Origin of the sequence: Histidinibacterium aquaticum, assembly GCF_008710275.1 — a bacterium.
Taxonomy (GTDB): domain Bacteria; phylum Pseudomonadota; class Alphaproteobacteria; order Rhodobacterales; family Rhodobacteraceae; genus Oceanicola; species Oceanicola aquaticus.
Window position 1 is genome coordinate 791,748 of sequence record NZ_VYQE01000001.1, and the last position, 25,463, is coordinate 817,210.

22 protein-coding genes are annotated in these 25,463 nt (G+C 68.5%); 15 read left to right on the forward strand and 7 right to left on the reverse strand.

Annotated features, from left to right (window positions below; genetic code table 11):
• Window positions 1–147 precede the first annotated feature (147 nt).
• The 6 genes from F3S47_RS03990 (at window position 148) to F3S47_RS04015 (ending at window position 6,752) form a co-directional block, all read left to right on the forward strand.
• Window positions 148–1,797, forward strand: a complete 1,650-nt coding sequence (locus F3S47_RS03990) for a peptide ABC transporter substrate-binding protein (RefSeq protein WP_150443899.1) — start codon at window positions 148–150, stop codon at window positions 1,795–1,797.
• Window positions 1,798–1,877: 80 nt separating this feature from the next.
• Window positions 1,878–2,801, forward strand: coding sequence for an oligopeptide ABC transporter permease OppB (gene oppB / locus F3S47_RS03995; protein ID WP_150443900.1), 924 nt, complete (start codon window positions 1,878–1,880; stop codon window positions 2,799–2,801).
• Between the two features lie 13 nt (window positions 2,802–2,814).
• Complete coding sequence (locus tag F3S47_RS04000) at window positions 2,815–3,750, forward strand: ABC transporter permease subunit (protein ID WP_150443901.1); 936 nt, start codon at window positions 2,815–2,817, stop codon at window positions 3,748–3,750.
• 27 nt (window positions 3,751–3,777) lie between these two features.
• Window positions 3,778–4,749, forward strand: coding sequence for an oligopeptide/dipeptide ABC transporter ATP-binding protein (locus F3S47_RS04005; protein WP_150443902.1), 972 nt, complete (start codon window positions 3,778–3,780; stop codon window positions 4,747–4,749).
• Window positions 4,749–5,744 carry an oligopeptide/dipeptide ABC transporter ATP-binding protein gene (locus F3S47_RS04010; RefSeq protein WP_191090069.1) on the forward strand — a complete coding sequence of 332 codons (996 nt, stop codon included), beginning with the start codon at window positions 4,749–4,751 and terminating at the stop codon, window positions 5,742–5,744. The genes F3S47_RS04005 and F3S47_RS04010 overlap by 1 nt, the downstream gene beginning before the upstream one ends.
• A 60-nt stretch (window positions 5,745–5,804) precedes the next feature.
• Complete coding sequence (locus F3S47_RS04015; protein ID WP_150443903.1) at window positions 5,805–6,752, forward strand: YihY/virulence factor BrkB family protein; 948 nt, start codon at window positions 5,805–5,807, stop codon at window positions 6,750–6,752.
• Here F3S47_RS04015 and F3S47_RS04020 read toward each other — a convergent pair.
• Together F3S47_RS04020 and F3S47_RS04025 are read right to left on the reverse strand one after the other, a co-directional pair.
• Window positions 6,749–6,961, reverse strand: a complete 213-nt coding sequence (locus F3S47_RS04020; RefSeq protein WP_150444216.1) for a hypothetical protein — start codon at window positions 6,959–6,961, stop codon at window positions 6,749–6,751. The two genes, F3S47_RS04015 and F3S47_RS04020, sit on opposite strands and share 4 nt — an antisense overlap.
• Window positions 6,958–9,249, reverse strand: a complete 2,292-nt coding sequence (locus tag F3S47_RS04025) for an adenosylcobalamin-dependent ribonucleoside-diphosphate reductase (RefSeq protein ID WP_150443904.1) — start codon at window positions 9,247–9,249, stop codon at window positions 6,958–6,960. Before F3S47_RS04025 ends, F3S47_RS04020 begins: the two co-directional genes overlap by 4 nt.
• A 93-nt stretch (window positions 9,250–9,342) precedes the next feature.
• On the opposite strand from F3S47_RS04025, the gene F3S47_RS04030 reads away from it, so the two are divergent.
• On the forward strand, window positions 9,343–9,771 hold the full coding sequence (locus F3S47_RS04030) for a DUF1489 family protein (protein ID WP_150443905.1): 429 nt from the start codon (window positions 9,343–9,345) through the stop codon (window positions 9,769–9,771).
• 51 nt (window positions 9,772–9,822) lie between these two features.
• Here the strand turns inward: F3S47_RS04030 and hisG are convergent, their stop codons facing one another.
• The 3 genes from hisG to hisS are packed head-to-tail and all read right to left on the reverse strand — an operon-like array spanning window position 9,823 to window position 13,081.
• Entirely contained in the window at window positions 9,823–10,515 is a 693-nt protein-coding gene (gene hisG, locus F3S47_RS04035) for an ATP phosphoribosyltransferase (RefSeq protein WP_150443906.1), read from the reverse strand.
• Window positions 10,512–11,609, reverse strand: a complete 1,098-nt coding sequence (locus tag F3S47_RS04040) for an ATP phosphoribosyltransferase regulatory subunit (RefSeq protein WP_150443907.1) — start codon at window positions 11,607–11,609, stop codon at window positions 10,512–10,514. The genes hisG and F3S47_RS04040 overlap by 4 nt, the downstream gene beginning before the upstream one ends.
• Window positions 11,606–13,081 carry a histidine--tRNA ligase gene (gene hisS, locus F3S47_RS04045; protein ID WP_150443908.1) on the reverse strand — a complete coding sequence of 492 codons (1,476 nt, stop codon included), beginning with the start codon at window positions 13,079–13,081 and terminating at the stop codon, window positions 11,606–11,608. Before hisS ends, F3S47_RS04040 begins: the two co-directional genes overlap by 4 nt.
• A 115-nt stretch (window positions 13,082–13,196) precedes the next feature.
• On the opposite strand from hisS, the gene F3S47_RS04050 reads away from it, so the two are divergent.
• Window positions 13,197–13,394, forward strand: a complete 198-nt coding sequence (locus tag F3S47_RS04050; protein ID WP_150443909.1) for a SlyX family protein — start codon at window positions 13,197–13,199, stop codon at window positions 13,392–13,394.
• Window positions 13,395–13,400: 6 nt separating this feature from the next.
• Here the strand turns inward: F3S47_RS04050 and F3S47_RS04055 are convergent, their stop codons facing one another.
• Both F3S47_RS04055 and dnaE read right to left on the reverse strand, forming a co-directional pair.
• On the reverse strand, window positions 13,401–14,210 hold the full coding sequence (locus F3S47_RS04055) for a hypothetical protein (protein ID WP_150443910.1): 810 nt from the start codon (window positions 14,208–14,210) through the stop codon (window positions 13,401–13,403).
• Between the two features lie 159 nt (window positions 14,211–14,369).
• Entirely contained in the window at window positions 14,370–17,864 is a 3,495-nt protein-coding gene (dnaE, locus tag F3S47_RS04060) for a DNA polymerase III subunit alpha (RefSeq protein WP_150443911.1), read from the reverse strand.
• Between the two features lie 120 nt (window positions 17,865–17,984).
• Between dnaE and F3S47_RS04065 the strand changes: the two genes are divergently transcribed.
• The 7 genes from F3S47_RS04065 to F3S47_RS04095 all read left to right on the forward strand — a co-directional run bounded on the left by F3S47_RS04065 (window position 17,985) and on the right by F3S47_RS04095 (window position 25,458).
• Window positions 17,985–18,320: an ArsR/SmtB family transcription factor gene (locus F3S47_RS04065; protein WP_150443912.1), complete on the forward strand. Its 336-nt coding sequence runs from the start codon at window positions 17,985–17,987 to the stop codon at window positions 18,318–18,320.
• A complete protein-coding gene (locus tag F3S47_RS04070) occupies window positions 18,317–18,775 on the forward strand; it encodes an SRPBCC family protein (protein WP_150443913.1) in 459 nt (152 codons plus the stop codon). Before F3S47_RS04065 ends, F3S47_RS04070 begins: the two co-directional genes overlap by 4 nt.
• Before the next feature lie 51 nt (window positions 18,776–18,826).
• Window positions 18,827–19,300 (forward strand): SRPBCC family protein, encoded by a 474-nt coding sequence (locus F3S47_RS04075; protein WP_191090070.1) that lies wholly within the window; start codon window positions 18,827–18,829, stop codon window positions 19,298–19,300.
• A gap of 128 nt (window positions 19,301–19,428) precedes the next feature.
• The gene (xdhA, locus tag F3S47_RS04080; RefSeq protein WP_150443915.1) at window positions 19,429–20,805 is read left to right on the forward strand and encodes a xanthine dehydrogenase small subunit; all 1,377 of its coding nucleotides are present in this window, start codon (window positions 19,429–19,431) and stop codon (window positions 20,803–20,805) included.
• Window positions 20,802–23,204, forward strand: coding sequence for a xanthine dehydrogenase molybdopterin binding subunit (gene xdhB, locus F3S47_RS04085; protein WP_150443916.1), 2,403 nt, complete (start codon window positions 20,802–20,804; stop codon window positions 23,202–23,204). Before xdhA ends, xdhB begins: the two co-directional genes overlap by 4 nt.
• Window positions 23,201–23,944 carry a xanthine dehydrogenase accessory protein XdhC gene (xdhC, locus tag F3S47_RS04090; protein WP_150443917.1) on the forward strand — a complete coding sequence of 248 codons (744 nt, stop codon included), beginning with the start codon at window positions 23,201–23,203 and terminating at the stop codon, window positions 23,942–23,944. Before xdhB ends, xdhC begins: the two co-directional genes overlap by 4 nt.
• On the forward strand, window positions 23,941–25,458 hold the full coding sequence (locus tag F3S47_RS04095) for an ABC transporter ATP-binding protein (protein WP_150443918.1): 1,518 nt from the start codon (window positions 23,941–23,943) through the stop codon (window positions 25,456–25,458). The genes xdhC and F3S47_RS04095 overlap by 4 nt, the downstream gene beginning before the upstream one ends.
• Window positions 25,459–25,463 lie beyond the last annotated feature (5 nt).

The window sequence follows — 25,463 nt, forward strand, 5'->3', positions numbered from 1 at the left end:
GGGTTATTGAAGTCACGCCGGGTCACCGAACCGCCACACTTGATCTTCGGGAGAAGTGTCAGAACACTCGGGACATTCAACCGCCGCGTGCCGCGCGCGGGCGAACCGGACATGTTCGACAAAGAACAGCCACAAGGGAGACCCTCCATGAAGATGACAACTCTACTGAAGGCCTCGACGGCCGCGCTGGTGCTGAGCACCGGGGCCGCCTTCGCCGAGAGCCACACCATGACCGTGCCGGAAGGCGTCGAGCTCGCCGACGAGCAGACCTTCGTCTACCGCGTCCTCGACGAGCATTCCTCCGTCGATCCGGGCATCGTCGAAGACGTCTCGGGCTCCGAGATCGTCCGTGACCTCTTCGAGGGTCTCTACAACGACAGCAAGGACGGCTCGACGCTGCTGCCCGGCGTCGCGCTCGACCACACCGTTTCCGAGGACGGCCTGACCTACACCTTCAACCTCCGCGAGGACGCGGTCTGGTCGAACGGTGAGCCGGTCACCGCCAACGACTTCGTCTACGCCTGGCGCCGCGCCGCGAGCCCCGAGCTCGCCTCTCCCTACGCCTGGTACATGAGCCTCCTCAGCCTCGAGAACGTCGACGCCGTCATCGCCGGCGACGCTCCGCTCGAGGACCTGGGCGTCGAGGCCATCGACGACTACACCCTCGAGGTGCGTCTCACCGAGCCGCTCCCCTACTTCCCGCAGATGCTGACGCATGCGACCACCTTCCCGGTGCCGCAAGCCGTCGTGGAAGAGCATGGCGACGCCTGGACCCGCCCGGAGAACATCGTCTCCAACGGCGCCTACGTCCTTTCCGAGCACGTCCCGCAGGAGCGCTCCGTGCGCACCAAGTCGGACAGCTACTGGAACGCCGACCAGACCGTGATCGAGGAAGTCACCGCGCTCGTCATCAACGACGAGAACCAGGCGCTGACCCGTTTCCTCGCCGGCGAGCTCGACCGGACCGAAGTGCCGGCCGGCCAGTTCCCGCGCCTGTCGGAAGAGTACCCGGAGCAGACGGTCAGCTTCCCGCGCCTCTGCAACTACTACTACACCTTCAACCTGCGCGATAACGGCCCCGAGGCGTTCCAGGACGTCAACGTGCGCCGTGCCCTGGCCCTCGCCGTGGATCGCAACGTGATCGTGGAGAACGTGCTGGCGGGCGGTCAGACCCCGGCCTACACCTTCACCCCGGCCGCGACCGCGAACTTCGAGCCGCCGGAGACCGAGATGGCCTCCATGACCCAGGCCGAGCGTGACGAGCAGGCGGCCCAGCTTCTCGAGGAAGCCGGCTACACCGAGGACGATCCGCTCACCTTCGAGATGAAGTACAACACCTCGGAGGCGCACCGCTCCATCGCCGTCGCAATGAGCCAGATGTGGGCGCAAAAGCTCCCCGTCGAGGTGAACCTGGCGAACCAGGAGTGGCAGACCTTCCTCGAGGCCCGCGACAGCGGCGACTTCGAGCTGGCCCGCGGCGCCTGGTGCGGCGACTACAACGAGGCCTCGACCTTCCTCGACCTGCTGCAGACCGACTCGGGCTACAACGACGCCAAGTACTCGAACGCGGAAGTCGACCAGCTCCTCGCCGAGGCGAAGACGGCCGAGAACCCGAACGAGCTCTATGAGCAGGTCGAGCAGATCGTGGCCGAAGAGCTGCCGATCATCCCGATCTACTTCTACGCCGGCAACTACATGATGGACGAGCAACTCATCCCGTCCTGGCCGGTCGAGAACGTCCAGCAGAACTGGTACTCCAAGGATCTCTACTTCGTCGCCGAGAGCGAACTGGAGTAAGAACCGACACCCAGTGGCCCGCGTCCCCTGTCGAGGGGGCGCGGGCGCTCTATTTCCAGAGCGTGGAGCGGGTCTAGCCCATGTACGTCTACATTATCCGTCGTCTCGCCGTCGCGATCCCGACGATCCTCATCCTCGTCGCGATCAGCTTCGCGCTGATGTACTCGGCGCCCGGCGGCCCCTTCAATTCCGAACGCCCCCTGCCCGCGCAGGTCATGGCCAACATCGAGGCGAAATACGGTCTCGACCGGCCGGTGATCGTGCAGATGGCCGATTACGTCTGGGGCGTCGTCACCCGTTTCGATTTCGGGCCCTCGTTCCAGTACACCGACCGCACGGTGAACGACGTGATCGCCCAGGGCTTCCCCGTCACGCTCACCTACGGCGCCTGGTCGGCGCTTGCGGCGGTGGTCGTCGGCGTCTCGCTCGGCATCGCCGCGGCGCTGCGGCACAACTCGGTCCTCGACTACTTCGCCGTCGGCGTGACCATCGGCGCACAGGCGCTGCCGAACTTCGTCATGGCGCCGATCCTGGTGCTGATCTTCACCCTATGGCTGGGCTGGCTGCCGGGCGGCGGCTGGTACGGCGGCGACTGGGAATACGTCGTCATGCCGGTCATCGCGCTCTCGACCTCCTACATGGCCTCGATCGCCCGGATCACCCGGTCTTCCATGCTCGAGGTGATGAACTCCAACTTTATCCGCACGGCCCGGGCCAAGGGCCTGCCGATGCACCGCGTGGTGATGCGGCACGCGATCAAGCCGACGCTGCTGCCCGTCATCTCCTACATGGGGCCCGCATTCGTCGGCATGATCACCGGCTCTGTCGTCATCGACATCGCCTTCTCCACGGGCGGCATCGGGCAGTTCTTCGTGAACTCGGCCTTCAACCGCGACTACTCGGTCATCATGGGGATCACCGTCCTCGTGGGCATGCTGACCATCACCTTCAACCTTCTGGTCGATATCCTCTACGCCTGGCTCGACCCGAAAATCCGCTACTGAGAAGGGGACGGAGATGGCCAAACACGCCAATCCCGACGCCGACATCCTCGACGAGGTGCAGGAGCCCGTGAACGAGCAGGTCAAGGGCCGCTCGCTCTGGGCCGACGCCCGTGACCGGTTCTTCAAGAACAAGGCCGCGGTCGTCGGTCTCATCGTGCTGTTCTTCGTGACGGCTTTCGCCATCTTCGGCGGGCTCATCTCGCAGTACGAGCCGCAGACCGTCGACTTCTCGCTGATGGGCGCGATGGCCGTAAACGGCTCCCCCTCCATCGAGACCGGCCACTACTTCGGCGTCGATTTCGAGGGCCGCGACCTCTACGCCCGCGTTGTCCAGGGCACCCGCGTCTCGCTCATGGTTGGGGTGGTCGGCGCGCTCGTCGCCGTGGTCGTGGGCACGCTCTATGGTGCCATCGCCGGGTACCTCGGCGGCAAGACCGACGACGTGATGATGCGGCTGGTCGACGTGCTGATGTCGATCCCCTTCATGTTCGTGCTGATCCTGATGCTGGTGATCTTCGGCCAGTCGATCTTCATGCTCTTCCTCGGCATCGGCCTCATCGCCTGGCTCGACATGAGCCGGATCGCCCGGGGGCAGACGCTCTCGATCAAGAACAAGGAATTCGTCGAGGCGGCCATCGCCACCGGCGTGCGCCCCCTCACGATCATCCTGCGCCACATCGTTCCGAACCTGCTGGGCATCGTGATCGTCTACGCGACGCTCCTGGTCCCGCAGATGATCATCTTCGAAAGCTTCATCTCCTACCTCGGCCTCGGCGTTCAGGAGCCCTCGACCTCGCTCGGGGCGCTGATCCGGCAGGGCACGCAGCAGATGAACAACGGCACCCTCTGGATGCTGGCCTATCCGCTCTTCTTCTTCCTCATCACGCTCTTCGCCTTCTTCTTCGTCGGCGACGGGCTGCGCGACGCGCTCGATCCCAAGGATCGCTGAGACCTCTGGACTCAAGGACCGCACTGAATGCCCCTTCTCGAGATCGAAGACCTCTCGGTGAGCTTCACCACCGGGGACGGCGAGGTAAATGCCGTCAATGGCGTGAATTTCTCCGTCGACCGGCAGGAAACCCTCGCCATCGTGGGGGAAAGCGGCTCCGGCAAGTCGCAAACCGCCTTCGCGATCATGGGCCTGCTCGCCCGCAACGGCCGGGCCGCAGGCTCCGTGCGGTTCGACGGGACCGACTTGCTGAAGCTCTCTCCCCGCCAGCTCAACAAGGTGCGGTCGCGCGAGATCGGGATGATCTTCCAGGACCCGATGACCTCGCTGAACCCCTATCTGAAGGTCTCCGACCAGATGGCCGAGGTGCTCCAGCTGCACGAGGGCATGTCCAAGAAGCAGGCCATCGAGGAATCCGCGAAGATGCTCGACGCGGTGAAAATTCCCGACGCCCGCTCGCGGATCGGAATGTATCCGCACGAGTTCTCCGGCGGCATGCGCCAGCGGATCATGATCGCCATGGCCCTGCTCTGCCGCCCGCGGCTTCTGATCGCCGACGAGCCGACGACGGCGCTCGACGTGACCGTGCAGGCGCAGATCCTGCAACTGCTGGCCGACATCCGCGAGGAGTTCGGGACGGCCATCATTCTCATCACCCACGACCTGGGCATCGTCGCGGATGCCTGCGACCGGACCATGGTGATGTACGGCGGCCAGATCATGGAGCAGGCCTCGACCGAGGCGCTCTTCGCCAAGCCGACCCATCCCTACACCAAGGGCCTGCTCGCGGCCGTGCCGCGCCTCGACAAGGAAGACGACGAGCTGCTGACGATCTCCGGCGAGCCGCCGGACATGTCGCGCCTGCCTCAGGGCTGCCCCTTCACCCCGCGCTGCCCCTACCGGCGCGACGAGTGCCCGACCATCAAGCCGCCGCTGGAGGAGTTCGAGCCGGCGCGCTGGCGCTCCTGCCACGCACCCGTTCCGGAGGTGACCTCCTGATGTCCATTCTCTCCGTCAAGGACCTGCGCGTCACCTTCGACGTGCCGAAACGCGGCGCCTGGCCCTGGACTCCGCCGATGAAGCTTCAGGCCGTGGGCGGCCTCTCCTTCGACCTCGAGCAGGGCCAGACCGTCGGCCTCGTGGGCGAGAGCGGCTCTGGCAAGTCCACCGTGGCCCGCGCCATCGTGGGCACCGTACCCGCCACCAGCGGGCAGATCCTCTTCGAAGGCACCGATCTCGCATCCATGAGCGTGGGCGACCGCCGCCGACACCGGCGCGATGCGCAGATGGTCTTCCAGGACCCGCTCGCCGCGCTCAACCCGCGCATGACGGTGGGCGACATCGTGGCCGAACCGCTGACGACCCACTACCCGGAGATGAAGCGCGCCGAGGTGAAGAAGCGCGTGGGCGAGATCATGGAGCGCGTGGGCCTGCTGCCCAACCTCGTGAACCGCTACCCGCACGAGTTCTCCGGCGGCCAGTGCCAGCGCATCGGCATTGCGCGCGCGCTGATCATGCGGCCCAAGCTGCTGATCTGCGACGAGCCCGTCTCCGCCCTCGACGTCTCGGTGCAGGCTCAGGTGGTGAACCTGCTCAAGGAGCTGCAGCGGGACATGGGCCTGTCGATGATCTTCATCGCCCACGACCTCTCCGTGGTGAAGCACATCTCCGACGAGATCGTCGTGATGTACCTCGGACGGATCATGGAGGCCGGACCCACCCACGAGGTGACCACCAAGCCGCGTCACCCCTACACGCAGGCGCTCATCTCCTCGGTCCCGATCCCGGACCCGGTGCTGGAGAAGGCCCGCCCGCGTCCGGTGCTGGAAGGCGAGCTGCCGTCGCCGCTCAACCCGCCCTCGGGCTGCGTCTTCCGTACCCGCTGCCCCAAGGCCCGGCCGGACTGCGCCGAGCCGAAGGACCGCCGCCAGTATGAAAACGGCGTACGGGTGGACTGCCCCTACTTCGAGGTGAAGGACGCCCTCGCCGTCTAGGGCATCGGGAACAGTCGCGGCGCGGGCTCGTTCGGTTCGGAAACCGCAGGAGCCCGACCGATGACCGACAGACCCGGCGAAACCGCCCCGACTCCCAGAGGCCTGCCCCGCGCGGCCTGGATGGAGATCGGCAAGCGTGTCTGGGCCGATATCGGCAGGGACCACGTCGCGCTCATCGCCGCTGGTATCGCCTTTTTCGGTCTGCTCGCACTCTTCCCCGCGATCACCGCGCTCATGGCCATCGCCGGGCTCGTGCTGGAGCCCTCGCAGGTCACAGAGCAGCTCGACCGCATCTCCGCCTTCGTGCCCCAAGGCGCCTCCGAGATCATCCTCGGACAGGCGCAGGAGGTCGCGGGCTCCGATCAGGCGGGCCTCGGGCTCGCCGCGGTCGTGGGGCTCGGGCTCGCCCTCTACTCCGCCTCCAAGGGCGTCTCCAGTCTCATGGAGGGTCTCTGCGTCGCCTACGATGAGCAGGACGAGCGGGGCTTCGTCAAGCGCACGGCCCTGACGCTCGTCCTCACCGTCGTCCTGGTCATCGGCATCGTGGCCGGCCTTGCCGCGACGATCCTCGTGCCCAGCCTGCTCAGCCTGCTGACGCTCGGCCCGGTCACGGAGTTCCTGGTGGCCGCGGCCCGCTGGGTCGTCCTGCTGGCCATGACCGTGGTCGGGATCGGCATCCTGTACCGCTACGGCCCCGACCGCGACGCGCCTCAATGGCGATGGCTGACCCCCGGCGCCGTTCTCGCCACGATCCTCTGGATCGCGGCCTCGGCCGGCTTCGCGATCTACGCGGAGAACTTCGCCAGCTACCAGGAGAGCTTCGGCGCCATGGCCGGCATGATCGTCCTGCTCATGTGGCTCTGGATCTCGGCCTACGCGATTCTCGTCGGCGCGGAGATCAACGCCGAGGCGGAGCGCCAGACAGCCCAGGACTCGACCGTCGGAGAGGCCCGCCCCGCGGGAAGCCGGGGCGCCACCGCCGCCGACCACGCACCGAAGACCGACTAGCGGTCTTCCTTCGCGGCGACCTTCTCCTCGTCCCAGGTGACGAAGAACTGCCAGACGCACCACAGCCCCGCCGCCCCGAAAAGAGCGGCCCAGCCCCAGGCGCCGTTGACGATCTCCATCCCCGTCCAGGCCAGCGTCGCCAGGACGATCGTCACGCGCAGCCAGAGCGGCCGCATCGCGGGCACCTGCAGGTCGAAGAGCCCCTTCATCCGCACTTGGAATACCCGCAGTTGCCGCAGGTCATGCAGCCCTCGACCATCCGCACGTCGTAGCTTCCGCAGGACGAGCAGGAGCCCTGCGGGCGGCCGCCCACCACGGCCACCTCGGCCTGCGGGTCGGACTTGAGGCCCATGCCCTCGCCAGCGAGGAAGCCGATCGCGATCAGGTGCTGCTCGATGACGCCGCCGATGGCCGCCAGGATCGAGGGAATGTACTTGCCCTGCACCCAGGCGCCGCCGCGTGGATCGAAGACCGCCTTGAGCTCTTCGACGACAAAGGAAACGTCCCCGCCCCGCCGGAACACGGCCGAAATCATCCGCGTCAGCGCCACCGTCCAGGCGAAGTGCTCCATGTTCTTGGAGTTGATGAAGATCTCGAAGGGCCGGCGCTGGCCGTTCATGATGATGTCGTTGAGCGTGATGTAGAGCGCGTGCTCCGAGCCCGGCCACTTCACCTTGTAGGTCTGTCCCTCGAGCGCGGCGGGACGGTCGAGCGGCTCCGACATGTAGACGACCTCCGCCCCGCCGTCTCCGCTGTCATGAACCAGCGCCGGCGTCTCGGAGGGGGTCGTGTCCTTCGCCTCGGAGGCGACCGAGAGCACCGACCCCGTGACGTCGTTCGGCCTATAGGTCGTGCAGCCTTTGCAGCCCGTCTCGTAGGCCTGCATGTAGACATCCTTGAAGGCCTCGAAGCCGATGTCCTCGGGCACGTTGATCGTCTTGGAGATCGAGGAATCGACCCACTTCTGCGCCGCCGCCTGCATCCGCACATGCTCTTGCGGCTGCAGCTCCTGCGCGTTGACGAAGTGCCCCGGCAGCTCGGCCTCGCCATGCACCTCGCGCCAGAGGTTCACGGCGTAGTCGACCACCTCCTCCTCGGTGCGCGAGCCGTCCTTCTGCAGCACCTTGCGCGTATAGGCATAAGCGAAGACCGGCTCGATCCCCGATGAGACGTTCCCCGCGTAGAGCGAGATCGTCCCCGTCGGCGCGATGGAGGTGAGCAGCGCGTTGCGGATACCCTTGTCGGCCACCGCCGCGCGCACGTCCTCGTCCATCAGCTGCATCGTCCCGGAGGCGAGGTACTTCTCCGCGTCGAAGAGGGGGAAGGCGCCCTTTTCCTCGGCCAGTCCGGCGGAGGTCAGGTAGGCCGCCCGCGCGATCCTCTTCATCCAGGCCTCGGTCTGCTCGGCCGCCTCCTCGGTCCCGTAGCGCAGACCGACCATCAGCAGCGCGTCGGCAAGGCCGGTCACCCCCAGACCGATGCGCCGCTTGTTGCGCGCCTCCTCGGCCTGCTGCGGCAGCGGGAAGCGCGAGGCGTCGACCACGTTGTCCATCATCCGCACGGCGGTCCCGACGAGCTCGTCGAGCGCCGCCTCGTCCAGCGCCGCGCCCTCGGTGAAGGGCTCGGCCACCAGCCGGGCAAGGTTCACCGATCCCAGCAGGCAGGCGCCGTAGGGCGGCAGCGGCTGCTCGCCGCAGGGGTTGGTCGCCGCGATCTCCTCGCAGTAGGCGAGGTTGTTCATCTGGTTGATGCGGTCGATGAAGATCACGCCCGGCTCGGCGTAGTCGTAGGTCGACTTCATGATCCGGTCCCAGAGGTCGCGCGCGCGGACCGTCTTGAAGGTCTCGCCGCCGAAGACGAGATCCCAGGGGCCGTCCGCCTTCACCGCCTCCATAAAATCGTCTGTCACCAGCACCGACATGTTGAACATGCGCAGCCGCGCCGGGTCGGACTTGGCGGCGATGAACTGCTCCACGTCGGGGTGATCGCAGCGCATGGTGGCCATCATCGCCCCGCGGCGCGAGCCCGCGGACATGATTGTCCGGCACATGGCGTCCCAGACGTCCATGAAGGACAGCGGGCCCGAAGCATCCGCCGCGACCCCCTGCACCGCCGCGCCCTTGGGCCGGATGGTCGAGAAGTCGTAGCCGATGCCACCGCCCTGCTGCATGGTCAGCGCGGCCTCCTTCAGCATGTCGAAGATGCCCGCCATCGTGTCGGGGATCGTGCCCATGACGAAGCAGTTGAAGAGCGTCACCGACCGCTCGGTCCCGGCCCCGGCGAGGATCCGCCCCGCGGGCAGGAAGCGGAAATCCGAGAGCGCCTCGTAGAACCGGGCCTCCCAGCCCTCGGCGTCGTCCTCGACGGCGGCGAGCGAGCGGGCGATCCGGCGCCAGCTGTCCTCGACCGTCGCGTCGAGCGCGGTGCCGTCGGCCTCTTTCAGGCGGTACTTCATATCCCAGATCTGTTCGGCGATGGGCGCGGCGAAGGAGCTCATGGGCGCGGTCCTATTCGGAATCGTGAGGCAGGCAATCTAGCAGAATCGGCTGGTGAGACCTAGCCTTCTCCTACAAGACTTGGGGGCAGGTAAATGGCGAAGCTCAACCTACAGAAACTTTCCGTCGGCACAGAGAGCGTCGAGGACCTAGCCGCCTGGCAGAAGACCCGCCGCGCGCAGACCTCCGACGGCCTGCCCCGCCACGTCACCCGCATGTGGCCGAAACGGGAGGAGGAGATCCTCGACGGCGGAAGCCTCTACTGGGTGATCCGCGGCGTCATCCTCGCCCGCCAGCGCATCCTGCGGCTGGACGAACACGACGGCGGCGACGGCATCCGGCGCTGCGCCATCGTCCTCGATCCCGCGCTCGTCCGCGTCACCGCGACCCCGCGCCGCCCGTTCCAGGGCTGGCGCTACCTCAAGCCGGAGGATGCGCCCCGCGACCTGCCGGAGGGCCGCCAGGCGGAGGACGCCCTGCCGCCGAAGCTCGCCGCAGAACTGGCCGAAATCGGGGTGCTCTGAGCCGGGTCTCCGAGCCGAGCGACGCCGCCCGTCGGGCGGAGGAGCGCCAGTTCAGCGCTCGACCCGCGCTTCGAGCTCGCGCATGGCCTCACGCTCCGCGTCGCCCCACTCGGCGGCCCGCGACTTGAAGAGCGTCGCCTGGCTGGAGTGGATCAGCCCGTCAGTGAGCACCTTGAGGAAATTCGCCCGCAGGGTCTCGCCGGTGGAGGTGATGTCGGCCACCGCCTCGGCGGTCTCGTTCTTCACCGTGCCTTCCGTCGCACCCTGGCTGTCGATCAGCGCGTAGTCCGCCACGCCATGCTCGCGCAGGAACTCGCGCACCAGGCGGTGGTACTTGGTCGCGATGCGCAGCCGGTGGCCGTGCGCGGCCCGGAACTGCGCCGCCACCGCGTCGAGGTCGTCGAGAGTGTCCACGTCGACCCAGGCCTGCGGCACCGCGATCACCAGGTCCGCCCCGCCAAAGCCCATCGGCGCGATCTCCCGCACCTGCTGGTCCCAGTTCGCGAGCCGCTCGCGCACCATGTCCGACCCGGTGACGCCCAGGTGGATCCGCCCGGCCGAGAGCTCGCGCGGCATCTCGCTGGCCGAGAGCAGCACCATCTCGACGCCCTCGATCCCCTCGACGGTCCCCGCGTACTCCCGCTCGCTCTCCGAGCGGCGCAGGGTCACGCCCCGCGCGCCGAACCAGTCGACGGTCTTGTCCATCAGCCGCCCCTTGGACGGGATCCCGAGCCGCAGGGTCATGCCGGAGCCTCCTCGCCCGCCAGAAGCACCTCGGGCCGGATCACACCGCCCACGGCGGGAATGCCGTGCCCGCCGCCCAGCACGCGGGTCAGCGCGTCGTAGCGCCCGCCCGTCGCCACCGGCGGCAGGTCCGGCCGACCCTCGAACGAGAAGCCGAAGACGAAGCCGTCGTAGTATTCCATCGAGGTCCGCCCGAAGCTGCCCTCGAAGGCCAGGTCCTCGACCTCGATCCCCCGCGCCGCCAGCGCCTCCAGCCGGGCCGAGAGCCGGTCGACCGCGGGCCCGATGGCCGGCAGATCGGCGGAGATGTCGCGCAGGGCGACGAGCACGTTGGGCGCGGTCTCCTTCAGCGCGAGGATGGCGTCGATCAACGCGATCTGCGTCTCGGCCAGGGGCGGCGTGGCCGCGTCGTCCCGCAGCCGCGCGATCCGCGCCTCGATCTCGTCCTCGCTCCGCAGGCCCACCAGCGGCCCCGCGTCGGCGAGAGGCGAGGGATCGTTGAGCAGCGCCACCCGCTGCGCCGGCGGCGACTGCCGGCCTCCGAACCGCTCGAGCAGCTGACGGAACCGCCGCGGCCGCCAGACATGCCGGAGCAGCGCCGCCTTTCGCGCCTCGGAGGTATCGAGCCCCTGCACCGCGGCCACCAGGATGCCGATGTCCCCGGTCGAAGCGCGGAGTTTCAGCGGCGCGAGCGCCTCGGCGATGGCGGCGAAGACCTCGGCATCCGCCTGCGCGGGATCGTCGGAGCCGAAGAGCTCCAGCCCGACCTGCAGGTATTCGACCGCCCGGTCCGGATCGACCTCCTGCCGCCGGAAGACCTCGCCGGCGTAGGTGTAGCGCGCGGGATCGGCGCCGCCGGCCATGTGCATCTGCACGACCGGAACGGTGAAGTCCGGCCGCAGCATCATCTCGCCCCGGATCGGGTCCGAGGTCACGAAAGTCCGCGCCCGGATATCCTCGCCGTAGAGGTCGAGCAGCGTCTCGGCCGGCTGGAGCATGGAGGCCTCGACGGCCTGCGCCCCCCCGCTCTCGAAGAGCGAGACCAGCCGGGCGGCCCGCTCCCGGGCCGCGCGCTTGGTCTCCGAGCCGATCACGCCGTGCCGTCCAGGATCTCGCGGACGCGGGCGACGAGCTCGCCGCGCGGCACCTCGTACTGCGAGGGGCGGTCCTTCCACTCCTCCAGCGTCGCGCTCTCTGCGATCTTCGAGCCGAGCACGAGGTCCTTGATCTGGACGACGCCCCGCTCCTTCTCGTCGGCTCCCTCGATGACCGCGACCGGGGACCCCCGGCGGTCCGCGTACTTCATCTGGTTGCCGAAGTTCTTCGGGTTGCCGAGGTAGACCTCCGCCCGGATGCCCGCCTGCCGCAGCTCAGCGACCATCTTCTGGTAGTCGGCCATCCGGTCCCGGTCCATGACCGTGACGACCACCGGCCCCTGCGCCTCGCCGGTCACGCGTCCCTTGGCGCGCAATGCGGCAAGAAGGCGATCCACGCCGATGGAGACGCCCGTCGCGGGCACCGCCTGCCCGGTGAAGCGCTTCACCAGGTCGTCGTAGCGCCCGCCGCCAGCCACCGAGCCGAACTGCCGCGGCCGGCCCTTCTCGTCGGTGATCTCGAAGGTCAGCTCGGCCTCGAACACGGGCCCGGTGTAATAGCCGAGACCCCGGACGACGGAGGGATCGATGACGATGCGGTCGGGGCCGTAGCCCTGCGCTTCGAGGAGGGTCGAGATGGTCTCGAGTTCGTCGACACCCTCGGCCCCCATAGCAGAGCCGCCGATGGCCGCGCGCAGGTTGGCAAGCGTGCTTCCGGCCGTCTCTCCCTTCGACGTGAGAAAGGCGATGACCGGCTCGGCCTGTTCATCCGAAAGTCCGACACCGTCGATATAGGCTCCCGAGGCATCGAGGCGGCCCTTCCCGAGCAGCTCCCGGACCCCGCTCTCGCCGACCTTGTCGAACTTGTCGATGGTGCGGAGGACGGCGGCCTTCCGGCCCTCGTCCTCGACGCCCATGGCCTCGAGTACCCCGTTCAGAACCTTCCGGTTGTTCACCCGGATCACGTAATCCCCGCGCGGGATGCCCACCTTCTCCAGCGCCTCGGCCAGCATCGCGCAGACCTCGGCATCCGCAGCCACGCTGGGCGCGCCGACCGTATCCGCATCGCACTGGTAGAACTGGCGGAATCGTCCCGGCCCCGGCTTCTCGTTCCGCCAGACCGGCCCCATGGCATAGCGGCGGTAGGGGGTCGGCAGATCATTCCGGTGCTGAGCGTAGACCCGGGCCAGCGGCGCGGTCAGGTCGTAGCGCAGCGCCAGCCACTTCTCGTCGTCCTCTTCCTGCCAGGCGAAGACGCCCTCGTTCGGCCGGTCGACGTCCGGGAGGAACTTGCCCAGCGCCTCGACGGTCTCCACGGCGGAACTCTCCAGCGCGTCGAATCCGTAGGACTGGTAGACCTCGGCGATCTTGCCCAGCATCTCCGCGCGCTCGGTCACTTCCGCGCCGAAATAGTCGCGGAATCCCTTCGGCGTCTCCGCCTTGGGGCGGGGCTGTTTCTTGTCCTTGGCCATGCGTGGTGTCCTCGGCTCGGCTCGCGTGGCTCCTCTATCGCGCGCGTCCGGAGAGGGCAACGGAGGGCTTGGCGGCACGGGTCGGCGCGGCTAGGTCGGCGTCAGGAGGTGGCCCATGTCCGAGGCACTCGAAGAACGCATCGCCCATCTGGAGCGGGAGGTCGCCGACCTCTCTGACGAACTCGCCCGCCGCGTCGAGCAGATCGAGCGCCTGTCGCGCCGGGTCGGCCTGCTGATGGAGCGCGAGGCCGACCGTGAGGCGGAAGGCGAGAACTCGATCCCCCTCGCCGACCAGAAGCCGCCGCACTGGTGAGTCGCGCTATTCCTTGAAGTCGATCGCCGAGACGCCGCGGTCGTGCAGCAGCACCTCGACCCAGCGGTCGCCGCCGCCGAACCTCTCGTAGACCGTCAGGAAGACCGTGTTCCGCGCCAGCCGGTCGATCCGGTTGCCGCAGGGCGTGCCGCGCCGGGCGCCGCAGATCCGCGACTTGATCTGTTCGTAGGCCTCGTCGGTCTCTGTATAGCGGATCCCGCTGTTCGAGGGCTGGTAGCGGACCGTCTCGTGGGTCCCGACGTCCCCCGCCAGCACGAGCGCCCCGGTTATAGTGCGCGGGCAGCCGTCCGAGAAGCCGGTGATGTAGTGCGGCCGCGGGGCGGTCGAGTTGGGGATCGAGTCGTAGACGGTGAAGCCCGATTCCTGCAGCACCCGCTGCCCCAGCCGGCGCCGCGGAAGGTCGCAGACCCGAGCGATCCGGCCGTAGGGAATGACGGTTCCGGGCGGCACGTCCTGGGCATCCGGTCCGGACGAAGACCCGCCGCCGAAGAGGCCCCCGCCGGGCGCGGGCGCCGCGGCGGGCGTCGCGCCCCCGCCGTTCCCCAGGCCCAGCATCGCGAAGAGCCCGCGCGGCGGACGGTCGGCGCTGCGGCTGGCCGCCTCGGCCGCGGCTCTCTGTTCCAGGTCGGAAGGGTTGGCGGCCGCCTCGGAGAGCAACTCTCCCTCGCCGCTCGCGGCGACGGAGGCGGAAGGGTTGCCGCCGATGCCGGTCTCGCTGAGCCGGTTCATCCCGCCGAACGGGTCTCCGCACCCGGCCAGAAGAAGTCCGGCCGCCAACAAGGCAATACGTTTCATACCGAGATCCCGCCCGCTCTTTTGTCTTTTGTGTAGCGAATCTGCCGCAACGCGTAAACGGTCACCGCCCCCGTGGCCGGGCCTCGGCGCCGGAGTGCGCAACTTTCGGCAAGTCGCTGATTATCAATGCGAATAGGAGGCGTCCAAATTTGGACGCCCTCACATGTCCTGCACTTCCAGCACACCCGGCAGGGAGCGGAGCGCGCCCTTGATCTGCGGCGTGACCGGGAATTCCGCCCCGAGATCGAGCTCCACCTCTCCCGGCAGCCCGTCGTCCATCAGGCAGAAGTAGATCGGACCGCGACCGCCCCGGCCGCCCTCGGCCCCCTTGAGAACCTGCGCCACCGCCGGCACCGCCTCCGCCCCGTCGACGTAGACCTTGAGGCCCAGCGACCCCGCGTCGGCCACCGCCACGTCGATCGGCGAGACCGACCGCGCCAGCAGCTTGAGCTGGTCGCTCTCCATCGTCGCCTCGACCTGCAGCACGACCTGGCTGCCGCTCTCGAGGTGATCCCGCGCGGCCTCCAACGTGTCGGAGAACATCGTGACCTCGTACTGCCCCGTTGGGTCCGAGAGCTGCACGAAGGCGAAACGGTTGCCCCGCGCCGACTTCCTCTCCTGCCGGGAGGCGACGGTGCCGGCCATCTTCACGATCGCCGCCCCCTGCTCGGCCTTGGCCATGACCTCGTCGAAGGTCAGGACCTGCTTGCGCCGCAGCGGGCCGATGTAGTCGTCGAGCGGGTGGCCGGAGAGATAGAAGCCCACCGCCTTGAACTCTTCCGACAGCCGCTCCGCCGGCAGCCAGTCGGGCTCGCGCGAGAGACGCGGCTCCGGCAGGTCGTCGCCTGCGTCGCCGAAGAGCGAGGACTGGTTGCTCTCGCGCTGCTCGTGGATCGCCGCGGAATAGGCGGTGAGCGCGTCGAGGCTCTCGAAGATGCGGCGGCGGTTGGGGTCGAGCTCGTCGAAGGCCCCGGCCCGCGCCAGCATCTCGAGGCTGCGCTTGCCGACCCGCTTGAGGTCCACCCGGCGGGCGAAGTCGTAGACGTTGGAAAAGGGCTTGCCGTTCCGCGCCTCGACGATCAGCCGCATGGCATCGGTGCCCACGTTCTTGAGCGCGCCGAGGGCGTAGATCAGCTTGCCCTCCTGTACGTCGAAGACCGCGTCCGAGCGGTTCACGCAGGGCGGCTCCCAGGGCAGGCCGAGCCCCTTCTTCACCTCCTGGAAGTAGACGCCGAGCTTGTCGGTGAGATGGATATCGCAGTTCATGACGCCGGCCATGAACTCGACCGGGTGGTTCGCCTTGAGCCAGGCCGTCTGGTAGCTGACCACCGCGTAGGCCGCCGCGTGCGACTTGTTGAAGCCGTAGTTGGCGAACTTGTCGAGCAGGTTCCAGACCTCGAGCGCCTTCTTGTCGTCGACGCCGTTCTTCTTCGCGCCTTCGATGAACTTCGGCCGCTCGGCGTCCATCGCCTCCTGGATCTTCTTGCCCATCGCGCGGCGCAGCAGGTCGGCGCCGCCGAGGCTGTAGCCCGCCATCTCCTGGGCGATCTGCATCACCTGCTCCTGGTAGACGATGATGCCCTGCGTCTCGTCCAGGATGTGATCGACCGAGGGGTGCAGCTTGTCCCGCGCCGAGATGCCGTTCTTGACCTCGCAGTACTTCGGGATGTTCTCCATCGGGCCGGGCCGGTAGAGCGCGACGAGCGCGACGATGTCCTCGATACAGGTCGGCTTCATACGCCGCAGCGCGTCCATCATGCCCGAGCTTTCCACCTGGAAGACGGCGACGGTCTTGGCGGATGCGTAGAGGTCGTAGGTCTTCCCGTCATCCAGCGGGATCAGGTTCATCTGGTTCTCGCCGCCCGGCGTCGGATCGTAGAGCCGGTTGCCGTCCGCCGCTTCGTGCAGGTTGCGCCCGGACTTCAGGATCAGATCCACGGCGTTCTGGATGACCGTCAGGGTCTTGAGCCCGAGGAAGTCGAACTTCACGAGGCCCGCCTGCTCGACCCACTTCATGTTGAACTGTGTCGCCGGCATCTCCGAGCGAGGGTCCTGGTAGAGCGGCACCAGTTCGTCGAGCGGGCGGTCGCCGATCACCACGCCCGCGGCGTGGGTCGAGGCGTTTCGCAGCAGCCCCTCGATCTGCTGGCCGTAGGTCAGCAGCCGGTCGACCACCTCCTCGGCCTTCGCGGCCTCGCGCAGGCGCGGCTCGTCCGCGAGCGCCTTCTCGATCGAGACCGGCTTAACCCCTTCCACGGGGATCATCTTGGAGAGCTTGTCGACCTGGCCGTAAGGCAGTTGCAGGACCCGGCCGACGTCGCGGACGGCGGCCTTGGACAGCAGCGCGCCGAAGGTGATGATCTGCCCCACCTTGTCGCGGCCGTATTTCTCCTGGACGTAGTGGATCACCTCTTCGCGGCGATCCATGCAGAAGTCGATGTCGAAGTCCGGCATCGACACCCGCTCGGGGTTGAGGAAGCGCTCGAAGAGCAGCGCGTAGCGCAACGGGTCGAGGTCGGTGATCGTGAGCGCGTAGGCCACGAGAGAGCCCGCGCCCGAACCACGGCCGGGACCGACCGGGATGTCGTGCTCCTTGGCCCACTTGATGAAGTCGGCGACGATCAGGAAGTAGCCCGGGAACCCCATGGACTCGATGATGTCGAGTTCGAAATCCAGCCGCTTCTGGTACTCCTCCACGCTCGCCGCATGGGGGATGACCGCGAGCCGCGCCTGAAGGCCCTCGTTCGCCTGGCGCCGCAGCTCGTCCACCTCGTCATCGGCGAAGCGCGGCAGGATCGGGTCGCGCTTGTAGGCCTTGAAGGCGCAGCGCTTCGCGATCTCCACCGTGGTCTCCAGCGCCTCGGGCAGGTCGGCGAAGAGCGTCGCCATCTCCTGCGGCGACTTGAAGTAGTGCTGCGGCGTCAGCCTCCGGCGCGGCTCCTGCTGGTCGACGTAGGCCCCCTCGGCGATGCAGATCAGCGCGTCGTGCGCCTCGTAGAGATCCGTCTTGGGGAAGTAGACGTCGTTGGTGGCCACCAGCGGCAGGCCCATGGCGTAGGCCATCTCGACGTGGCCGGGCTCCGACAGGCGCTCCGCCTCCGGCAGGCCGTCATCGCCGGGATGCCGCTGCAGCTCGACGTAGAGCCGGTCGCCGTAGATCGCCGCCAGCCGCTCCATCAGCGCCTGAGCCGCGGGCCGCTGACCGACGCGCAGCAGCCGGCCGACCGGACCGTCGGGCCCGCCGGTGAGGCAGATGAGCCCCTCGGAGTGGATCTCCAGCTCCTCGAGCAGAACCTGCGGCCAGTCTCCGCGCCCTTCGAGGTAGGCGCAGGAGTTGAGCTTCATGAGGTTCATGTAGCCCTGCTCGGACTGCGCCAGCAGCACGACCGGCGCGGGCGCCTCGGCGCATTTGCCGGGCTCGACCTCGCGATAGGAGACGTCGACCTGGCAGCCGACGATGGGCTGAACGCCCTCCTTGACCGCGTACTCCGAGAATTCCAGCGCGCAGAACATGTTCATGCTGTCGGTCACCGCGACCGCCGGCATGCCCTGCGCGGCGGCGAGACCGGGCAGCTTCTTCACCGGCACGGCCCCTTCGAGGAGCGAGTATTCGGTGTGGGTGCGGAGATGGATGAATCGGGGCGCGCTGGTCATGGCACCACCCTATCTTGTGGGCGGCGGCGGGGCCAGTCGCCTCGCTTGTGGATAAGCCATGATTAGCCGATTGGCTAACTTTTTTCTCGCCAGCGTGGTCGCGGTGTGATACCTAGCCTTATGGCTAACCAACTCGACAGTTTCTTCTCTGCCCTCAGCGACCCCACCCGACGCGCGGTGGTCGAGCGCCTTGTGGCGAGCGGCCCGCAGGCGGTCAGCGACCTGCACTCCGCGCACGACATGGCGCTGCCGACCTTCCTGAAGCACCTCAAGGTGCTGGAGGCCGCGGGCCTCGTCCGTTCGGAAAAGGCCGGGCGGGTGCGGACCGTTCATATCGAAGCGGCGCCCATGGCCGAGGCCGAGGACTGGCTCTCCAGGCAGCGCCGCCTCTGGGAGGGCCGCCTCGACAGGCTCGATGCGCTGGTGCGCGAAATGGAAAAAGGATCACGGCAATGACGGACTTCGCCACGCTCACGCTAAGCCGTGAGTATCCCTGCCCGCCCGGGCGGCTCTTCGTCCTGCTCACGAACCCGGAGGCGCGGGCCATCTGGGGCGCACCCTCCGACGACGTGGTAATCGAGATCGACGAGGCCGACATCCGGCCCGGTGGCAGTGAGGTTGCGCGCTGCGGCCCCAAGGACAATCCGGAGTTCGACGTCGTTGCCCAGTTCCACGCGATCGAGCCGGACACCCGCATGGTCCTCACCGAAACCCTGACGGTGGGCGGTGAGATGCTGTCCGTCTCGCTGGTGACGACGGATCTCGAAGCGACCGGAACAGGCACGGAACTGACCGTCACCCTGCAGGTCGCCAGCCTCTCGGGGCCCGAGACGGCGGCCGGCTACCAGGAAGGCTGGGAGGGGGCGCTGGCGAATCTCGCCCGCCTCGTCGGCTCCGAAGTCGCCGCGTGAAACCGCCAGATTCCCACTATGCTCAGGCAGTCCAAAGGAAGGACCACACAAGTGACTGACGAAGACATCGCCCCGAACGACCTCGTTCTGGTACGCCACCTCCCGGCGACCCCGGAGAACGTCTACCGCTGCTGGACCGAGCCCGAGCTCATCAAGCAGTTCTTCGCCCCCGCCCCTGGTACTTGCCCCGAGGCGCAGGTCGATCCCCGCCCGGGCGGCGCCTTCCGCGTGGTGATGGAATTCGAGGAACACGGCCGCATGGACGGTCCCCCGGGTTGCGTCCTGATCGCCGAACCGGGCCGGCGCTTCGCCTGGACCGACGCCCTCGGCCCGGAGTTCCGCCCCAAGGCGGACGGCTTCTTCAGCGCCGACATCACCTTCACCGCCATCCCGGAGGGCTGCGAGTACCGCGTCGTCGCGCGCCACGCCGATGCTGACAGCGCCCAAAAACACCGCGAGATGGGCTTCGAAGAGGGCTGGGGCACGGTGGCCGAGCAACTGGGACGGCTCGCCGCGACCCTGTGACGTTCCGGCGGGCTTGCAAAAGGCGCTGCGCCCCGGTTTCATCGACCGGATTCAGGGGGCGCGCGCTCTACGCCGCATCGACCGCGCGCCGGTGACCCCAGGAACGGGTAAGGCGGCAGGGTCATCGAATGACCGTATCTTTCTGGCTCAACGGAACGCCGGTGACCGCGGAGGCGCCTCCGACGCGGACGCTGCTCGACTGGCTGCGCGAGACGCGCGGGTTGCGCGGCACCAAGGAGGGCTGCAACGAAGGCGACTGCGGCGCCTGCACGGTGATGGTCACCGATGCAGCAGGGGCGCGGGCGCTCAACGCCTGCATCCTCTTCCTGCCGCAGCTCCAGGGCAAGGCGGTGCGCACCGTCGAAGGCGTCGCCGGGGCCGACGGGAGCCTGCACCCGGTGCAGGAGGCGATGATCGCCCGCCACGGCAGCCAGTGCGGCTTCTGCACACCGGGCTTCATCGTGTCGATGGCGGTCGGCCACCTGCACGGGCGAACCGACCATGACGACGTGGTGGCCGGCAACCTCTGCCGCTGCACCGGCTACGCGCCCATCGTCCGCGCCGCCGAGGATGCGGCGAACCAGCCCATCCCGGACTGGATGCGCGCCGATGCCGCCCTGGTGGAGGATGCGCCGGAGGCCGGCGGCTCCGCGCCCTTCGCGCCCAAGACCGCGGACGAGCTGGCAGACTGGTACCTCGACCATCCCGAGGCCACGCTGATCGCCGGTGCGACGGACGTGGGGCTCTGGGTCACCAAGCAGTTCCGCGACCTTGGGGAGGTGGCCTTCCTCAACCGCTGCGAGGACCTCACCACGATAGAAGAGCGCGACGGCGCCCTCCGCATCGGTGCGGCGGTCAACATGTCGGACGTCTGGCAGGCGATGAAGGGTCCCTACCCCTCCTACGCCGAAATGATCCGGCGCTACGGATCGGACCAGGTCCGCAACGCCGCGACCATCGGCGGCAATATCGCCAACGGCTCGCCCATCGGGGACAACCCGCCCGCGCTGATCGCCCTCGGGGCGACACTGCACCTGCGGCGGGGTGACGACCGGCGGGACCTGCCGATCGAGGAGTTCTTCCTCGACTACGGCAAGCAGGACCGCCAGCCCGGCGAATTCGTCGAGGCGGTGACCGTCCCGCTCGGGGCCGAGCCGCTGCGCAGCTACAAGATCTCCAAGCGCTTCGACCAGGACATCTCCGCCGTCTGCGGCTGCTTCAACGTCCGGGTCGAGGATGGCCGCGTCGCCGAGGCGCGGATCGCCTTCGGCGGCATGGCGGGCGTGCCCAAGCGCGCCGCCAATGCCGAAGCCGCGCTGCAGGGCGCAGACTGGACGGAGGCGACGGTCGCCCAGGCCGCCCGCCTGCTGGCGGAGGATTTCACGCCGCTGTCTGACATGCGCGCCTCGGCGGGCTACCGGCTCGAGTCCGCGCAGGGCCTGCTGATGCGCTACTTCCACGAGATGTCGGGACGACCCGTTTCGGTCCTGGAGGTCGCGCCATGACCGTGCAGAAGCCCCTCCCCCACGACGCCGCGCCGCTCCACGTCACGGGACAGGCGCGCTACGTCGACGACGTTCCGGTGCCGGGCGACTGCCTGCACCTCTGTTTCGGCCTCTCGACCTGCGCGCGGGGTCGGATCACCGGCGTCGACCTGACCTCGGTCAGCGAGGCGCCCGGAGTGTTGGCGGTTCTGACTGCCGACGACCTCACCCACGCCAACGACGTCTCGCCCTCCGTCCACGACGAGCCGCTTCTGGCGGACGGTGAGGTCCACTACATGGGCCAGCCGGTCTTCCTGGTCGTCGCCGAGACACATCTCGCCGCCCGGTTCGCCGCCCAGCTGGGGCGGGTGACCTACGAGGAAGAGACCCCGATCCTGACGATCGAGCAGGCGCTCGAGGCCGACAGCCGCTTCGAGGGCGGCCCCGTGGTCTGGTCCAAGGGCGATGTCGAGGAGGCTTTCTCCGGCGCGCCGCACCGGCTCTCGGGCCGGCTCGAGGTCGGGGGGCAGGAGCACTTCTACCTCGAGGGCCAGGCTGCCCTCGCCCTGCCGCAGGAGGGGGGCGACATGGTGGTGCAGAGCTCCACCCAGCATCCGACAGAAATCCAGCACAAGGTGGCCGACGCCCTCGGCCTGCCCATGCACGCCGTCCGGGTCGAGACGCGTCGGATGGGCGGCGGCTTCGGCGGCAAGGAAAGCCAGGGCAACGCGCTCGCCGTGGCCTGCGCCGTCGCCGCGCAGAAGACCGGCCGCCCCTGCAAGATGCGCTACGACCGCGACGACGACATGATCGTCACCGGCAAGCGCCACGACTTCCGCATCGATTGGGAGGCGGGCTACGACGACGAGGGCCGCCTGCATGCGGTGGAGTTCACCCAGTACGCCCGCTGCGGCTGGGCGCAGGACCTGAGCCTGCCGGTCGCCGACCGGGCGATGCTCCACGCGGACAACGCCTACCTCCTGCCCGCCGCGCGGATCACATCGCACCGGCTCAAGACCAACACACAGTCCGCCACCGCCTTCCGTGGCTTCGGCGGACCGCAGGGCATGGTCGGCATGGAGCGCGTGATGGACGCGGTGGCGCGCGAGCGGGGGCTCGACCCGGTGGAGGTGCGCCGTCGCAACTTCTATCGCCCGGCCTCTGAGGTCTCGGCCACGGCCGGCAGTGGCGCCGAGCCGCTGAAGGAAGGCGCCGTCCACGAGGGCGGCGACGTCGCATCGCGCGGCGCCTCGGGGCCTGTCGGCTCCCACGCCATCGAGGCGCGGGGAGAGAACATGACGCCCTACGGGATGGAGGTGACCGACTTCATCCTGCACGAGATGACCGACCGGCTGCTGGAGAGCTCGGACTACGCCGGACGCAAGCAGCGCATCGCGCAGTGGAATGCCGAGAACCCGGTGCTGAAACGGGGCATCGCCTATTCGCCGGTGAAGTTCGGGATCTCCTTCACGCTCACGCATCTCAACCAGGCCGGTGCGCTGGTGCATGTCTACCAGGACGGCTCGATCCACCTGAACCACGGCGGCACCGAGATGGGACAGGGGCTGTTCCAGAAGGTCGCGCAGGTCGCAGCATCGCGCTTCGGCGTGCCGCTCGAGATGGTCAAGATCACCGCCACGGACACCGGCAAGGTGCCCAATACCTCCGCGACGGCCGCCTCCTCGGGGTCCGACCTCAACGGGATGGCGACGAAGGCCGCCTGCGACACGATCCGCGACCGGATCGCGGAGTGCCTCGCCGCGCTGCACCAGACCGATGCCGCGCGCGTGCGCTTCGAGGACGGCGAGGTCAAAGTGGGCGAAGAGCGCATGAGCTTCGCCCGCGCCGCGCAGATCGCCTACGAGAACCGGGTGAGCCTCTCGGCCACCGGCTACTACCGAACGCCCGACATTTCCTGGGACCGGCAGCGCGGACAGGGCCGGCCCTTCTTCTACTTCGCCTACGGTTGCGCGGTGACCGAAGTGGCGATCGACACGCTGACCGGCGAGAACCGGATCCTGCGGGCCGATATCCTGCACGACTGCGGCGCCTCGCTGAACCCGGCGCTCGACATCGGCCAGATCGAGGGCGGATTCGTGCAGGGTGCGGGCTGGCTGACCACCGAGGAGCTGGTGTGGGACGACCTCGGCCGCCTACGGACCCATGCGCCCTCGACCTACAAGATCCCCGCCTGTTCCGACCGGCCCAAGGTCTTCAACGTCGACCTCTGGGACGGTGAGAACTTCGCCGAGACGATCTTTCGCTCCAAGGCCGTGGGAGAGCCGCCGCTGATGCTGGGGATCTCGGCCTGGCTCGCCCTGATGGACGCCTGCGCCGCCTGCGGTCCGAACGACCCCGCGCTCGACACGCCCGCGACGGCCGAACGCGTGCTGGCCGCCGTGAAGCGGGCCCGCGGGTGACCGGCATCCGCGTCACCGTCCGGCGCAGCGCCGGGTCGGTCCCGCGCGAGGCGGGCGCGCAGATGCTCGTGACCGCCGACGCGACGGAGGGGACCATCGGCGGCGGCCGGCTGGAGTGGGAGGCCATGGCCGAGGCGCGCCGGATGCTCGCGGAAGGCCGCACCCGGACGGAGCGCACCTTTCCCCTCGGTCCTGCCCTCGGGCAGTGCTGCGGCGGGTCGGTGACGCTCGACTTCGAGGCGGCCGAAACCCTGGAGGACGGCCCCCGCGCGCCGCTCTGGGTCTGGGGCGCGGGTCACGTCGGCCGCGCCATCGTCGCGACCACGGCGCCCCTGCCGCACTACGCGATCACCTGGATCGACACCGCCCCGGACCGGTTTCCCGACACGATGCACGGCGAAAGCCGCCTCGTCGCCGCCGATCCCTCCGCCGCCGTCCGGCATGCGCCGCCCGACGCGCACCACCTGATCCTGACCTACTCGCACGAGATCGACCTCGCGCTCTGCCATACGCTGCTGTCGCACGGCTTCGCGAGCGCCGGGCTCATCGGGTCGGCAACGAAGTGGGCCCGGTTCCGGTCACGGCTTGCCGCACTCGGTCATCCGAACGCTCAAATCTTGCGCATTGCCTGCCCGATAGGCGATCCTGCCCTCGGCAAGCACCCGCAGGCCATTGCCGTCGGGGTCGCGGCCGCGCTACTCCGGTCGGCGGACCGGGCGATGGGGGACAGGACCGGATGACGGGGACACTGCTGGCACTGGAGGGGCTGACCAAGGCCTATCCCGGCGTCGTGGCGAACGAGGACGTCTCCTTCGACATCGGCCGGGGCGAGATCCACGCCCTGCTGGGCGAGAACGGCGCCGGCAAGTCGACACTCGTCAAGACGATCTACGGCCTGGTGAAGCCCGATCGCGGCCGCATGCTCCTGAACGGCAAGCCCTTCGAACCGGCGGAACCGCGGGCCGCGCGGGCGGCGGGCGTCGCCATGGTCTTCCAGCACTTCTCGCTCTTCGACGCGCTGACGGTGGCCGAGAACATCGCGCTCGGCATGGAGGACCCGCCGAAGACCCGCGACCTCGCGCGCCGCATCCGCGAGGTCTCCGAGACCTACGGCCTGCCGCTCGAGCCCTTCCGAATGGTGGGCGATCTCTCGGCGGGCGAGCGGCAGCGGGTCGAGATCATCCGTTGCCTGCTGCAGGACCCCAAGCTGCTGATCATGGACGAGCCGACCTCGGTGCTCACCCCGCAGGAGGTGAAGATCCTCTTCGAGACCCTGCGAAAGCTCAGCGCCGAGGGCACCGCGATCCTCTACATCAGCCACAAGCTCGAAGAGATCCGCGCGCTCTGCGAGACGGCGACGATCCTGAGGCTGGGGCGCAACGTCGGCACCTGCGACCCGCGCGAAACCTCGGCGCGGGAGATGGCCGAACTTATGGTCGGCGGCACACTCCACGTGCCCGAGCGCGAGACCTCGGAGGCGGGCGAGATCCTTCTGCGGATCGAGGCGCTCTCCGCCCCCTCGCCCCGCGCCTTCGGCACCGCATTGAAAGACATCTCGCTCGAGGTACGCCGGGGCGAGGTCCTCGGTATCGGCGGCGTCGCGGGGAACGGACAGGACGAACTGCTCGCCGCCCTTTCGGGCGAGATGCGGGTGAAGCCGGGCATGATCCTCTTCGAGGGCAAGGACGTGGGGCCCGAGGGGCCGAACCTGCGCCGGGCGCTTGGCTTGCTCGCCGCTCCGGAGGAACGGAACGGCCACGCTGCCGCGCCCGAGATGAGCCTGACCGAGAACGCCGCCCTCACGGGCACGGTGCGCGAAGGGCTGACCCGCCACGGCTTCTTCGACTGGGGCAAGTCCCGCAAGTTCGCTCAATCGGTGATCGAACGCTTCGACGTCCGCACGCCGGGACCGGAGAACACCGCGATGTCGCTCTCCGGCGGCAACCTGCAGAAGTTCGTGATCGGCCGCGAGATCCTCCAGCGCCCCGAGGTGCTGGTGGTGAACCAACCGACCTGGGGTGTCGACGCCTCCGCCGCCGCCGCGATCCGCCAGGCGCTGCTCGACCTCGCGGCGAACGGCACGGCGGTTGTGCTGATCAGCCAGGACCTCGACGAACTCATGGAAATCTCCGACCGCTTCGCGGCGCTGAACGGCGGGACGCTCTCCCCGCCCCGCTCGGCCCGCGGTCTGACGGTCGAGGAGATCGGCCTCATGCTGGGCGGTGCCCACGACATGGAGGCCGCGCATGTCTGACGCGG

Bases quoted from the DNA above. Each gene is read 5' to 3' on its own strand.
- F3S47_RS04015 (WP_150443903.1), top strand. From the start codon at position 5,805: ATGACCGACAGACCCGGCGAAACCGCCCCGACTCCCAGAGGCCTGCCC.
- F3S47_RS04095 (WP_150443918.1), top strand. From the start codon at position 23,941: ATGACGGGGACACTGCTGGCACTGGAGGGGCTGACCAAGGCCTATCCC.
- hisG (WP_150443906.1), bottom strand. From the start codon at position 10,515: ATGACCCTGCGGCTCGGGATCCCGTCCAAGGGGCGGCTGATGGACAAG.
- F3S47_RS04030 (WP_150443905.1), top strand. From the start codon at position 9,343: ATGGCGAAGCTCAACCTACAGAAACTTTCCGTCGGCACAGAGAGCGTC.
- F3S47_RS03990 (WP_150443899.1), top strand. From the start codon at position 148: ATGAAGATGACAACTCTACTGAAGGCCTCGACGGCCGCGCTGGTGCTG.
- oppB (WP_150443900.1), top strand. From the start codon at position 1,878: ATGTACGTCTACATTATCCGTCGTCTCGCCGTCGCGATCCCGACGATC.
- F3S47_RS04070 (WP_150443913.1), top strand. From the start codon at position 18,317: ATGACGGACTTCGCCACGCTCACGCTAAGCCGTGAGTATCCCTGCCCG.
- F3S47_RS04055 (WP_150443910.1), bottom strand. From the start codon at position 14,210: ATGAAACGTATTGCCTTGTTGGCGGCCGGACTTCTTCTGGCCGGGTGC.
- F3S47_RS04020 (WP_150444216.1), bottom strand. From the start codon at position 6,961: ATGAAGGGGCTCTTCGACCTGCAGGTGCCCGCGATGCGGCCGCTCTGG.
- F3S47_RS04065 (WP_150443912.1), top strand. From the start codon at position 17,985: ATGGCTAACCAACTCGACAGTTTCTTCTCTGCCCTCAGCGACCCCACC.
- F3S47_RS04000 (WP_150443901.1), top strand. From the start codon at position 2,815: ATGGCCAAACACGCCAATCCCGACGCCGACATCCTCGACGAGGTGCAG.
- F3S47_RS04005 (WP_150443902.1), top strand. From the start codon at position 3,778: ATGCCCCTTCTCGAGATCGAAGACCTCTCGGTGAGCTTCACCACCGGG.
- dnaE (WP_150443911.1), bottom strand. From the start codon at position 17,864: ATGACCAGCGCGCCCCGATTCATCCATCTCCGCACCCACACCGAATAC.
- xdhB (WP_150443916.1), top strand. From the start codon at position 20,802: ATGACCGTGCAGAAGCCCCTCCCCCACGACGCCGCGCCGCTCCACGTC.
- F3S47_RS04010 (WP_191090069.1), top strand. From the start codon at position 4,749: ATGTCCATTCTCTCCGTCAAGGACCTGCGCGTCACCTTCGACGTGCCG.
- hisS (WP_150443908.1), bottom strand. From the start codon at position 13,081: ATGGCCAAGGACAAGAAACAGCCCCGCCCCAAGGCGGAGACGCCGAAG.
- F3S47_RS04025 (WP_150443904.1), bottom strand. From the start codon at position 9,249: ATGAGCTCCTTCGCCGCGCCCATCGCCGAACAGATCTGGGATATGAAG.
- xdhA (WP_150443915.1), top strand. From the start codon at position 19,429: ATGACCGTATCTTTCTGGCTCAACGGAACGCCGGTGACCGCGGAGGCG.
- F3S47_RS04050 (WP_150443909.1), top strand. From the start codon at position 13,197: ATGTCCGAGGCACTCGAAGAACGCATCGCCCATCTGGAGCGGGAGGTC.